Origin of the sequence: Pusillimonas sp. MFBS29 (assembly GCF_020687695.1) — a bacterium.
Classification (GTDB): domain Bacteria; phylum Pseudomonadota; class Gammaproteobacteria; order Burkholderiales; family Burkholderiaceae_B; genus Pusillimonas_C.
The window spans coordinates 14,925-27,073 of record NZ_JAJEWL010000012.1; the positions used below are offsets into that span (position 1 = coordinate 14,925).

12 protein-coding genes are annotated in these 12,149 nt (G+C 56.4%); 2 read left to right on the plus strand and 10 right to left on the minus strand.

Annotated features, from left to right (window positions below; translation table 11 throughout):
- Positions 1 to 12 precede the first annotated feature (12 nt).
- From LKR43_RS14960 to LKR43_RS14975, 4 genes are read right to left on the minus strand one after another with little or no spacing between them, the layout of a single operon-like run.
- Positions 13 to 891 carry a fumarate hydratase gene (locus tag LKR43_RS14960; RefSeq protein WP_227685017.1) on the minus strand — a complete coding sequence of 293 codons (879 nt, stop codon included), beginning with the start codon at positions 889 to 891 and terminating at the stop codon, positions 13 to 15.
- 3 nt (positions 892 to 894) lie between these two features.
- Positions 895 to 1,248, minus strand: a complete 354-nt coding sequence (gene sdhC, locus LKR43_RS14965) for a succinate dehydrogenase, cytochrome b556 subunit (RefSeq protein ID WP_227685018.1) — start codon at positions 1,246 to 1,248, stop codon at positions 895 to 897.
- Positions 1,245 to 1,601, minus strand: coding sequence for a succinate dehydrogenase (locus LKR43_RS14970; protein WP_227685019.1), 357 nt, complete (start codon positions 1,599 to 1,601; stop codon positions 1,245 to 1,247). Before LKR43_RS14970 ends, sdhC begins: the two co-directional genes overlap by 4 nt.
- Positions 1,601 to 2,347, minus strand: a complete 747-nt coding sequence (locus LKR43_RS14975) for a succinate dehydrogenase/fumarate reductase iron-sulfur subunit (RefSeq protein WP_227685020.1) — start codon at positions 2,345 to 2,347, stop codon at positions 1,601 to 1,603. Before LKR43_RS14975 ends, LKR43_RS14970 begins: the two co-directional genes overlap by 1 nt.
- A 139-nt stretch (positions 2,348 to 2,486) precedes the next feature.
- Between LKR43_RS14975 and LKR43_RS14980 the strand changes: the two genes are divergently transcribed.
- A complete protein-coding gene (locus LKR43_RS14980) occupies positions 2,487 to 3,380 on the plus strand; it encodes a LysR family transcriptional regulator (protein ID WP_227685021.1) in 894 nt (297 codons plus the stop codon).
- Between the two features lie 31 nt (positions 3,381 to 3,411).
- On the opposite strand, the gene LKR43_RS14985 is transcribed toward LKR43_RS14980, so the two are convergent.
- Both LKR43_RS14985 and LKR43_RS14990 read right to left on the minus strand, forming a co-directional pair.
- Entirely contained in the window at positions 3,412 to 4,998 is a 1,587-nt protein-coding gene (locus LKR43_RS14985; RefSeq protein ID WP_227685022.1) for a TerC family protein, read from the minus strand.
- Positions 4,999 to 5,102: 104 nt separating this feature from the next.
- Complete coding sequence (locus tag LKR43_RS14990; RefSeq protein ID WP_227685023.1) at positions 5,103 to 5,435, minus strand: hypothetical protein; 333 nt, start codon at positions 5,433 to 5,435, stop codon at positions 5,103 to 5,105.
- Positions 5,436 to 5,672: 237 nt separating this feature from the next.
- On the opposite strand from LKR43_RS14990, the gene LKR43_RS14995 reads away from it, so the two are divergent.
- Complete coding sequence (locus LKR43_RS14995) at positions 5,673 to 6,725, plus strand: glycosyltransferase family 9 protein (RefSeq protein WP_227685024.1); 1,053 nt, start codon at positions 5,673 to 5,675, stop codon at positions 6,723 to 6,725.
- Positions 6,726 to 6,777: 52 nt separating this feature from the next.
- On the opposite strand, the gene LKR43_RS15000 is transcribed toward LKR43_RS14995, so the two are convergent.
- The 4 genes from LKR43_RS15000 to LKR43_RS15015 form a co-directional block, all read right to left on the minus strand.
- Positions 6,778 to 7,347 (minus strand): YceI family protein, encoded by a 570-nt coding sequence (locus LKR43_RS15000; RefSeq protein ID WP_227685025.1) that lies wholly within the window; start codon positions 7,345 to 7,347, stop codon positions 6,778 to 6,780.
- 189 nt (positions 7,348 to 7,536) lie between these two features.
- Positions 7,537 to 9,621 carry a proline/glycine betaine ABC transporter permease gene (locus tag LKR43_RS15005; RefSeq protein ID WP_227685026.1) on the minus strand — a complete coding sequence of 695 codons (2,085 nt, stop codon included), beginning with the start codon at positions 9,619 to 9,621 and terminating at the stop codon, positions 7,537 to 7,539.
- Positions 9,618 to 10,577 (minus strand): glycine betaine/L-proline ABC transporter ATP-binding protein, encoded by a 960-nt coding sequence (locus LKR43_RS15010; RefSeq protein WP_227685027.1) that lies wholly within the window; start codon positions 10,575 to 10,577, stop codon positions 9,618 to 9,620. The genes LKR43_RS15005 and LKR43_RS15010 overlap by 4 nt, the downstream gene beginning before the upstream one ends.
- 272 nt (positions 10,578 to 10,849) lie before the next feature.
- Positions 10,850 to 11,815 (minus strand): ABC transporter substrate-binding protein, encoded by a 966-nt coding sequence (locus LKR43_RS15015; RefSeq protein WP_227685028.1) that lies wholly within the window; start codon positions 11,813 to 11,815, stop codon positions 10,850 to 10,852.
- Positions 11,816 to 12,149: the final 334 nt, after the last annotated feature.

Here is a 12,149-nt window from a genome sequence, read left to right on the forward strand (position 1 = left end):
GTTTCTCCGTTATCAGAATCCGTATTCGATGCCATTGGGGCCCAGGCTGGCCAGCGCGCGCCGGGCCGAGTGACACTGCATATTGACCGCAACGGGATTCATGGTGATGTGGGTAGCCGCCAGTTCCACGTGGACAGCAAACGCTGTGGCGTCGCCACCCAACCCCTGCGGCCCAACCCCCAGCTTGTTCACGGCTTCGGAAAGCTCACGCTCAAGCTCGGCACCCAGCGGGTCATCGCACACGGAGCCCAGCGGACGCGTAGCTGCCTTCTTGGCCAGGTGGACGCACAAGTCGGACGTACCGCCCACGCCCACGCCGACAATGGTCGGGGGACAGGTTTTGCCACCGGCGTTGATGACGCAGTCAATGACAAATCGCTTGACTGCCGCCAGCCCCTCGGCCGGTATAGCCATGCGCAGGAATGAGTTGTTTTCCGATCCGCTGCCCTTGGGGATCATCTGGATCTCCAGCGTGTCTGGCGCCTCGACGAAGTCGATGTGAATGACAGGCACGCCTGGTCCACAGGAGGTGTGATTATTCTTGCGGCTGATAGGATGAACCACGCTGGAGCGCAGCGGATGCTCCCGGGTAGCACGTTCACAGCCCTTGGCAATTGCCTGCTTCAGGCGCCATCCGTCGACAGCAACGTTACTGCCAATATGAACGTTGTAAATCGGAATGCCGGTATCCTGGCACAGCAGGTTCTGGTTATCTTCGGCAACACGGATATTGGTCACCATCGTACCCAGTATGCCACGGGCCCTTTCAGACGTTTCCATGCCCTGCAGCATTTCGAAACCGTGTTTGATGTCATCGGGCAATATTTTGAGGGCCCGGATATAGAGCTCACGGGCGGCCTCTTCCACTTGTGCGTAATCGATCTGGTTCATAATTCAGCTCAGTGATGCAATTAGAAAGACAACAGAAACCGCCGCAGCGGTGCCCAGGCTGGCAGATATCCAGCCCAATCGCAGGCCGCGCCACGGCTTGAATTCAATCAGCAGCATGCGCACGCCCCCGATCGCATGAACGGCCAGCAGGAAGACCAGCAGCCATTCGCCCACCTTGAAGATGGGTGCCTCGTACCATGACAGGGCGCTATCCAGCGCAGCCTCACCTTCCAGTGCCAAGGCCAGCGTCCAGAAATGGAACGGCAGGAAAATAGTCAACAAAATGCCCGACAGGCGGTGTATGCCGAACGCCATCCAGCTGGCATGCTTGCGGGCGCGCATATCGTTCTTCTTCATGCTGCGCCTCCGAAAGTGACCGCCCATACGGCTCGCAAGCCCATAATCAGCAGGATCAGTGCCAGCAATCGCGATGCCCAAGTAGCCGTAGAGTCACCCAGCGAGCACCATTCGACCAGTACATTGCGTATGCCGATGGAGGCATGCACGGCAACCAGGCCGACGAAGGCTGCGTAAAACAGCCCCCACAATAGATTGCCCCGCGTGCGCGCCAGTATTTCCGCCGCACTCAGGCCTCCCTGAATCGCGTAGATGATCACGAAAAGATGGATGGTAACGAAGGCCGCCATAGCCATGGCGGTAATGCGCTGCCAGTACCAGCGGCGCGCACCCTGTATATTGACGGCGGTCATCAGCGGCTCCTTTTCACGGATTCAGCATCGAGCTCACCGCGCATGGCCGCACGGGCTGTTGTTCGCTTGAGACCGGCAATGCTGCCGGTTGGCGAAATCTCCTTGGGACAACGCAAGGTACAGGATCCTTGTGTATGACAGGAATGGCAACCCGCATCGCCTGCAACCGCCGACAAGCGCAGGAAGTCAATATCACGGATATCGTTCACCAGAGTCCATGCGCGGTTCAATGCCGCGGGCCCCAGGTAGTCGGGTTTCCAGGTGACGACATCGCACGAGGAATAACAGACACCACAGCCGATGCACTCTATGCCGGCATCGGCTTCCTGGCGCTCGGGGCTGTCGGGTTTGACTGCCGCAACCGGATCGTGGCGGGTATGCTCTCCGACAAATCGACCGTGTGCCGACTGTATTTTTTCGAAGAAGGTGTCCATATTGACCACCAGATCTTTCACGACCGGCATATTGGACAAGGGCGCCAATTGCAGGCGCCCGTCTGTTGCCACTTTCGAAACGTGAGTACGGCATGTCCACCGCGCCACGCCGTTGACCTGCATGGCACAGGATCCACACATCCCGACCCGACAGGCATAGCGATAAGACAGCGTCGGATCCTGATGACGCTGTATATGTGTGACCACGTCGAGCACCGTTTGATTTGCCCGGCGCGGGACCTCGAAGGGCTCGTAACCGCCCTGCTCGCCACCGCGCCAGACCTCAACGTGCAAAGTAGATGATTCCGTCATGTAAAACCTTCGTTGCGAGGCAAAAAATGCATGCTGTTGAATAGTCCCTCTATAGTGGACTGAAGCTTGACAAAAGTAAAACTATTAATTATTTTGATCAGGCCAAGTATTTTTTATAACAAGGTTTCGTAAACACCTTATGTCTTCCATCCGGCAATTCCGAACTGCACTTGCCGCAGCACGACTGGGCAGCTTTGCCGAGGTTGGCCGCCAGATTGGCCTGACCCAGGCCGCCGTCAGCCTGCAAATCAAGAATCTGGAAACTGAACTGAACCTGCGGCTGTTCGAGCGCGGTGCACAAACCTTCAGCGTCACACCTGACGGGCGCCGGGTGCTCGATCGACTTGAAAAGCTGGTGGCCGATTACGACAATCTGTTGGTGCAATCAGACGGCACCCTGCGGGGTACCTTGCACATGGGTGCCCTGGTATCGGCACTGATGGGTACCTTCGGCGGCGTTCTGGCAGACATCAAACGCGCCTATCCTGATCTTGATGTGCGACTGCTGGCCGGACAATCAGCCCAGTTTGCAGGCATGGTATCCAAAGGCGAGCTGGATGCCGCCGTCGTCACCGAGCCGCCCAACGCAGTACCGAACGGCCTCAGATGGACACCTTTATACGAAGAAAGAATGGTATTGATCGCCGCACAAGATCTCGGAAACAGAACCGTCATGGATTTGCTGCATCACGAGCCCTTCCTGCAGTTCGACCGTTCGCTCTGGACGGGCCGGCTGGTCGACTATGCACTGAAACAACTGAGCGTTACACCCAATATCGCACTTGAGCTGAACTCGATTGAAGCGATCGCCCAGCTGGTACGCCAGCATTATGGCGTAGCCATTGTGCCGCAACTGGGCAATGCGGAATGGGATAGTCAGCAACTGGCGATCAAACCCCTGCCCGGCCCACTTATCGTACGCCGTGTCGGCATGCTGGAACGACTGGAGCACGGCAAGCAGCCCATTACTCAGGCGCTGTGCGATCTGTTCGGGCGTCAGCAAAAAGGCCTTGGGCTGACCGCAACGTCATAAGCCCGAAACCCTTCTGCAACACCTCGACGTTTTACGGCGCCTCGTTAACATCTGTGGTCTCCGGTTTGTCGAACTCCCGACCATACGTTCGTACCACCTCCAGCGTGGCGATGCGTCGATGACTCACCTCCATTACCTCGAACCGCAGGCCGCCCAGCTCCATCGTGGCGCCTATCCCGGGCAATGAGCCGAATCGTCCCAACAGCAAGCCTGCGACAGATGTGTGCCCATCGGCCAGTCGCAGCAGTGCATCGGTCTCGAGCACCTGGGCCAGGTAGTGCAGATCGGTCGCACCCTCAACACGCCAGCGGCCAGGCTCCATGAGTTGAATGGCCGGCAACTCATCTTCGTCAGGAAACTCACCGGCAATCGCTTCCAGAATATCCATGGGTGTCAGCAGACCCTGGATGGTGCCATACTCATCAGTGACCAGCACCAGCTGACCGTGCGACGTCCTGAGCGTTTCCATCACGCTCAGCACACCCGTCAATTCATGAACGATTATCGGCTCACGCAGGCTTGAGAGCTCGTTAAAGCTCAGCCCATCCATCATATCCGCTATCAGGTCTTTGGCCCGTGCAACACCCAGTATGTTGTCAAGCTGACCGCGGCAAACCGGGAAGAAACCATGAGGCGTTTCTCGCAGGTGCTGGAGTATCGCGGCAGGTTCCTCGTCCACGTCGATCCAGGAAATTTCAGCCCGAGGAGTCATGACCGAGCGAATCGAACGTTCGCCCAGCGTCAGCACACCGCTGACCATGCTGCGCTCCTCGGCTCCGAAGGCAGATTCGAGCTCCTGCACATCCGCTTCCGACCCCTGGTTTGCCGCCTCAGTGCCCTTCTTGCTGCCCAGCATGCGCAAGACGGCATCCGCAGTGCGGTCCCGCAGCGGCAGGCGAGCCTGGTTCCTTAGCAGACTGCGACGCGCCAGCTGGTTGAAAAACTCGATAAGAATGGAGAATCCGATCGCGGCGTACAGGTAACCCTTGGGAATTTTGAACCCCAACCCCTCCGCCGTCAGGCTCAGCCCTATCATCAGCAGAAAGCTCAGGCACAACACCACAACTGTGGGGTGTGCGTTCACGAAGCTGGTGAGCGGCTTGGACGCCCACATCATCATGGCCATGGAGATCAGCACCGCAGCCATCATGACAGGTAGCTCATCGACCATGCCGACGGCCGTGATGACGGCATCCAAAGAAAATACAGCATCCAGGACCACAATTTGCACAACCACGACACCAAAGCCCGCATAGACTTTGGAATCTTTGCGCTCATGAACCGTCCCCTCCAGCCGCTCATGCAATTCAGTAGTGGCCTTGAACAGCAAAAAGATCCCGCCCAACAGAAGTATCAGATCCCTGCCCGAAAACGAAAAGGCACCCAGAGAAAACAAAGGGGTGGTCAGAGTTACCAGCCATGAGACTATCGTCAGCAAGCCCAGACGCATGATGAGCGCAAGGGACAAGCCTATCAGCCTCGCCCTGTCGCGCTGATGAGGCGGAAGCTTGTCCGCCAGAATCGCGATGAAGATCAAATTGTCGATGCCCAGCACGATCTCAAGTACAACCAGAGTGAGCAGACCTACCCAGATATTGGGGTCCAGAAGCCATTCCATATACAAACCTGATTAAATAAAGTAAGCCGCGTCATTGCGCAGGCGGACAACGCACGCCAACACAGGGCCGTGCGGCGCAGCCCTGAAAACGCCAGATGAGCGCTTCAGACGCGCGGCGGCTTGATAAATCGAAAATAGATCAGGCGAAATGGAACCGGACGGTAGCTTTGCCAGTGTCCGGCGGGCGTGTTTTCGTACACTGATGGCATTGCACCGCTGATTAAATCAGCGATGTCTGAATGCATCGGTTGCTGAGGGTTTGAATCGCCGGGAAACGACAGTGGCGCCTTTGCGATGGCAGTATCGCTCGCAGAGGCTGCGTCAGAAACGACGATGGCGGCGTCTTGGGGATGGCCGGCAAACAAGGCGGCTGAAGATTCAGCCAGAACCTGAACAGGAAGCAGAAAGATGAAAAATATGACGATAAATCGTCGCATGCGCAATAAGGCAATAAGATAACGTGCAGAGTATAACCTCCGATACGTCGGGTCGTTTCGAAAGACAGGCTTGCAGGCATTAGAAGCCATAAATGCTTTATACAAACCCCAGGCTTCTTAAAAATGCCATAAAGCAAGCATATCATTGCGCCAGCCGCCAGACGCCAGCGCTGTTTTCACAGAAACATCCATTCCGTCCGCGCGATCCAAATACTTATGCTGCGGGAAGAATCGCTGATGAAAAGGCTTGCGAAGAAGTTGGAAAAGATCGCCAAGCGGGCTGTTTTTATTGCACTACGCACCTCGTCGGCCAGCCAGCCGGAGATACCGGTTGCAGCGCTGCAGGATGTTGCAAGGATTATTGTCGTCCGCCCCAACTACCGCATAGGCAATGCGATTCTTAGCACCGCCGTTATTGCTCCGCTGCGCGAGCAATTTCCCGGGGCGCAGATAGACTTCCTGGTTACAAACAATACTGCGGCGCTGTTTACCAACCTGTCCATCGACAATGTTATCGCAATATCCAGATCTGCAATGCTGCTGCCCTGGCGTGCCTTGGCGATAGTGGGCAAAATGCGGGCCAAGCGCTACGACCTGGCGGTGCAGCTGGCATCCAGCTCTTTGAGCGGCCTGATGTTCTCGAGGCTGCTTGGCGCCCGCTACATAATGGGGCAGCCGAAAGACGATGCCGCCTGGTATCACGTCAAGGTCAAGGATCCTGTTGTTCATGCTTACGACACCGGCACGGCTTTTTCGCGGGCGCTGGGAGCCGTTGGGCCGGCCCGCACCCGGCTTGCCATATCAGACGAAGAAACGGCAAGCGCACTCGGCCAACTGCAAGACCTGGGTCTGGCGCTGAACGGCACTAACAAAGCCGAGCCATTCGTTGCGGTTTTTGTGGGCGGCCATGCAGACAAAGTCTGCCCTCTTTCCTTCTGGCTGGCACTGATGGCAGGCCTGGATCGGGCAGGAAAAAGATTTGTGGTTTTTGTGGGCCCCGAAGAGAAGACCATGCTGCCTGACTTGCAGCGCGCCCTGGAAGCGTTGCCTCACGGCACGCTTTGCCTGCCTCAGCCTCTACGGAAATTTGCCGCCATGCTGGCTCAGGCTCAACTTATGATTACGCCCGATTCAGGGCCTATGCATATGGCGGCGGCCCTGAGCGTACCCGTGGTGATGATGCTGCAGACACAGAAATCACTGGCGTTCATGCCACCCGGCGCCGACTCGCATTTCATTGAAAACCTGGATGTGCCACAGGCGCTCACGGCGGTGGCCAGGATGGGCTAGCCGTTATGGCTGCGTCCTGGCATCTGCCACGGCATGCCTGCGGCGCATTCCGTCAGCCCTTCTTCAAGGCTTCGATCTGTATAAGTATCCGTACGGCATCAGGTATGCCCGGCAGGCCGAAGTTCATGCCGAAGTCACTGCGTTTGATTGTCGTCTCGAAATCACCGCCACAGGCCTGTGCTTTCGCACGAGGGTTGTCGTAGCAGTTGAAACGCTGTGCCTTGAGCGTGACGGGCCGGGTTTTGCCCAATAGGGTCAATGCACCGGTAACGGATTTGACCTTGCCGTCTTCAAAAACAAAATCATCGCCCACGAACGTTGCTGTCGGATACTCTGGTGCATTCAGAAAGTCGGCGTTGAGCAAGTGTTCGTTATAGGACTGAATGCCTGTGTTAACCGAGGTCGGGTGCACCAGGATGTCGACCTTTCCGGTTTGCGCCTGAGGATCGAGCACAATCTGGCCTTCCACCGTGTCGAAACGTCCTCGATTGGTAGAAGTGCCGGCATGCAGGACTTCAAAATGAACAAAGGTATGGGTGGGTTCGACAACGTAAACGGCTTCCTGCGCGTGAAGCAGGCCCGAGGCGGCGAGGATGGCGGCGCCAAGCGCAACTTTCTTCATGAAGTAGTTTCCTTTACAAGATCGGCTGTCATTGCAGCCTGGAGCAAAAAGGACACAACAAGCGTAAAAAAACCCGCTGTGTCCCGATGCCTTTAACTCTAGCCAATTTGCAGTGTGGCGCACCACGCCAAAGCTGCAACCGACTGATTTAAATCAAGTAAATGAAGAAATGGAAAGCTTCAATGTGTTTCAACCGGCAATCAGACCCAACGCAATCTTCTTGCGCCTGACCCATGCACCAATCAGACGATCCGCGGCAATGCCGAGGAACGCAATACACAGGCCGGCAACCAGTGCCTTGCCAATTTCATTGCCCGAACGTGCCGCGTTGATTTCTGCACCCAGGTCCTGGGTACCTATCAGCGCCGTAATGGCAACCATGAACAAGGCCATGAAAATCACCTGATTCACACCCAGCATGATCTCCGGCAGCGCAATAGGCAGCTCCACTTTCAGCAGCCGCTGACGCGGCGTTGTGCCCTGCTGGGTTGCCGCCTCGATGATATGCACCGGCACGCTGCGCAACCCCAGTATGGTGTAGCGTATCATCGGCACCACGGCGAACAGCAGCACGGCAATAATGGCCGACAAGTCACTGACTTTGAACAGCATCACCACCGGAATCAGATAAATGAACGACGGAAAGGTCTGGAAGAAGTCGCATACACCCGAGGCAAAGCGCGACCCCTGCGCAGTACGCGAGCCGATCAAACCGATCACAAAGCCTGCAATTATGCACACTACGGCTGCAGTTCCTATCATGTAAAGGGTAGTCATCGCCTCGGTCCACAAACCGGTTGCAGCAGGAAACCATACCAGCAGCCCGGCGGTCAGGGCCACGCTCCAGCCACCGAGCCGGTAGCCCAGCAATGCGACCAAGGCCACGAAAGTGGGCCAGGGAATCGCGCGGAAGAAGGTACGAATCGGTATCAGAACCTCCATCAAGGCGAAGTTGCGGAAGGCCTGAACATGGTCATACAGATGCAGGTTGATCCAGTCTATACCCGCATTCCAGTACGGCGCGGTGGTGATGCTGTACTCATCGGTCAGCAACGCCAACTCTGGCAGCACACCGGCTATTCCGATGCTTGCCAGCAGAAAGGCTATGGCCAGCGAAAGATGCGGATGACGTCGCCACCAGCTCAGGTCGGGATCCACGTACACGGGCTGCTTGAGTGCATACGCACGGCTCAGGCGATCGAGTACAACAGCGATCACGACAATCGCGATCCCTTGCTCCAGCGCCTCGCCCAGACGCAATGACTGCAAGGACGTCAGCAGTTCACTGCCAAGACCCGCGGCGCCGATCAACGCCGCCAGCACTATCATGGCCAGTGTTTGCATTACCCCCTGATTCAGCCCCACCAGCAAAGCGGAACGAGCTGCCGGGATCTGCACACGCCACAATAACTGCGCGCGTGTGCACCCCATCATCTGCCCCGCCTCGATCACGCCTTTGTTTACGCCATCCAGACCGAGCGCGATGCAACGCGCAACCGGTGGCACGGCAAACAGTGCTGTTGCGATCATGGCCGGCACGTTGCCTACGCCATACAGCACCACGATAGGAACCAGATAGGCAAAGGGCGGCATGCTCTGCAGCACATCGAACAAGGGTGTGATGACACTTCGGAAGCGCGGACTCCTGCTCATCAGTATTCCGGCGGCCAGGCCCAGCACGAACACCAGGGGCACGGTAATAAGGACCAGTGAAAAGGTCTGCATCGACGCGTGCCAGACATCAAACAATGTCAGATAGGCAAACGAGACCGCAGCCAGCAAGGCGGTTCGCCAGCCTCCCAGCCAGTGCCCCAGGATGGCGGCAAAACCTACGACCGTAATCCATGGCAAGGCCGGAATGGATTTGGAGAAACCGTCAAAAAACAAGGACTCGGTCAGGTTCAGCGGATGAGCCAGCAATGCCGAGATCCCCCGCGTAACGTCACGCGGAGTAAAGGCATAGGACGTACCGTCAAAAAACTTTATGCCATACACCAGCCACTCGAAAAACGAATCGATCCATTCCTTGACCGGCAACACCCAGCCGGACGGATACTCTGCGACCCAGTCGTAGCGGGTAACCATGAATTGGCCCAGCACTATCAGGACAATGGCGGCAGACCAATACAAAAGCCAGGAAGGAATCGGCCTGGCGCTATTGCCAGCAGGTGACAAGGCGTTCTGCTTGACGGCAGCACTCAGTACCTCCGACTGCTTTGCCTTGCGTTGCTGCGTGCCTGATTTGGCACTGGTTAAGATTGCTGTCTGTGTCATTGGAATAGTGCCCTCGCCAAGTGCTCACGGCTCACCTGCCCCACCAAGGCGCCTGCAGCATCGACCACCGGCAAGGCACGCTCCGATTCAATCACACGCTGAGCAATCTTTTCCAGCACGTCGGTGCTCTTGATCACATTGCCAGTGTCGGCAAGATTGACGCTTTCCGTCTGTGCCGGAACCATGATCTGACGGGTCGTGATGAGCTTGGCTCGCGGCGCATGCTCGACAAATTTCCGAACATAATCATTTGCCGGGTTCAGCAGCAATTCCTCGGCAGTACCTATCTGGGCCAGACGACCATCCTTCATGATGGCTATACGATCACCCAGGCGTACTGCTTCATCAAAATCATGGGTCACGAACACAATCGACTTGTTCAGGCGCGACTGCAGGCTTATGAACTCATCTTGCATTTCGCGACGAATCAATGGGTCAAGTGCCGAAAAGGGTTCGTCCAGGAACCAGACATCACACTCGCCAATCAGGCTGCGGGCAATGCCGACGCGCTGTTGCTGTCCGCCAGAGAGTTGACGCGGAAAGTTGTGCTCGCGCCCTTCCAGACCCACCGTCGCAACAAGCTCGCGCGCCTTGGCCAGTCGTACTTCCTTGGGTACGTTCTGAATCTCGAGTGGAAAAGCAACGTTATCGATTACTGTGCGGTGTGGCAACAATCCGAAGTTCTGGAATACCATCCCCATCTTGCGTCGACGGATATCGGTCAGGCTGGCGGGTGATGCCTTCAGCAGGTCAATGCCGTCAAACAAAATCTGCCCGGCGACAGGCTCGACCAACCGGGTCATGCAGCGGACCAGCGTAGACTTTCCGGAACCGCTCAGGCCCATGATGACCAGAATTTCGCCGGCATGAACATCGAAGCTGACATCACGGATGGCAGCAATCAGACCGACAGCCTCGAGATCGGCATCGCCCGGATTGTATTGATGTTTTTCCAAGAAACCGGCACTACCCTTGCCGAACAACTGCCAAAGATTCCTGCATGAAATTTTTACCTTATCGCTCATAAATAGACCTGTCAGATAGGCGCGTGCGAACGCGCAGCCACTCTCCGACGGATCAGCAATATAAAAACAGATCAGGCTGGTTCAGTAAAACCTATGCGGCGTCGGAAAAGTGTGGAGTTGAACAGACAGGCTACGCACACGCGGGTGTGAAGCCTGTTCCAACGGTGCACAGCCTGCTCAGCAGTGCTGTGCACCAACGCGTGTTATTTGGCGCAATCAGGCATCCAGGCGGCAACCTGCTCCTGGTTTTTCTCGATCCATGCTGTAGCGGCATCATCGTGGGACAGGCCATCAACATCGGCCAATGCCGCAGCCTGGTCTATCATAGGCCCGGTGAAGTCAATGTTCTTGATCAACTGATAACCGCAAGACCATTTTTCCTCGAAGCCGGCCCAGGCGCCCTTCTTCAGGTAGCCGCCAGTGGGCGAACCGCAGTCGTAGGTCTTGTCCGGATTAACGCCCCATGCCGGGTCTTCGGTGCACGCCGGTTCGTTGGCAGGAAACTCCACAAACTTGCCGGGGAATGCCGCACCCACCCAGTTAGGTGCCCAGTTGAACAACACAATTGGTTCTTTGCGTGCGGCGGCTGACTTAAGCTCGCCAAACAGTGCGGCGGCAGAGCCGGCATTGACCACAGTGAAGTTCAAATCCAGCGCTTCAATTTTTTCTTTATCGTGCTTGATCCAGTCGACCGGGCCTGCAAGATAGCGTCCTTTGGGTGCCGTCTCGGGCGCTGCAAACTTTTCCGCACACGCATTGAGCGCTTTCCAATCAGGCAGACCCGGGCAAATTTCTTCCATGTAGTCGGGGTACCACCAATCTTCACGCGTTGTTGCCGTGTGGCTGCCCAGGTCAACCATACGTCCGGCATTCACTTCCTTCATGAAGCTGTCGTGCATCGTGCCTTCCCAGACCTCCATCTGCAAATGAAGGTCGCCCAGGCCCATTGCCGCAAATTGTCCTTGGCTGTCTGACGGCACAATATCGGTTTGGTAGCCAACTTTCTCGAGTAGTTGCTGTGCGACGCGGGCAAGTACTTTCTGACTCGACCAGTTGTTATCGATGATCTTGATCGGGTCGCTGGATTCGGGAACGGCTGCCAGAGCGGGTGCGCCGATTACGCTGGCGGCAAGCAATATACTGACGCTGAGTTGGTTGAGTGTTTTCAATGGTTTTTTCTCCGTTATGTTGAACAAGCCGAAAGTCGACTCGTTGCAAGGGGTTGATAAACGACACAGCCGTGCCCCATGACAGTAACGGACCCGCTCGTCCCGATCGGCACGGCGCGCGCGCTGAACGACGCACAGGCGAAATGCCTGTGCTGCCAAACCGCAGGGTTCAGAATGCTGGAGTTATTTCAGACACATCGAGTAGAACTGCACTTTCCAGCGCTACCCGCATCGCAGTTTTATGCCCATTGATGACAGGCTTTGACTGCGTAAAACTTGCGGGTACGTAGATGATTTTGAAAACAACAAATTTGCCGCGTACGCTGCGTTTGAC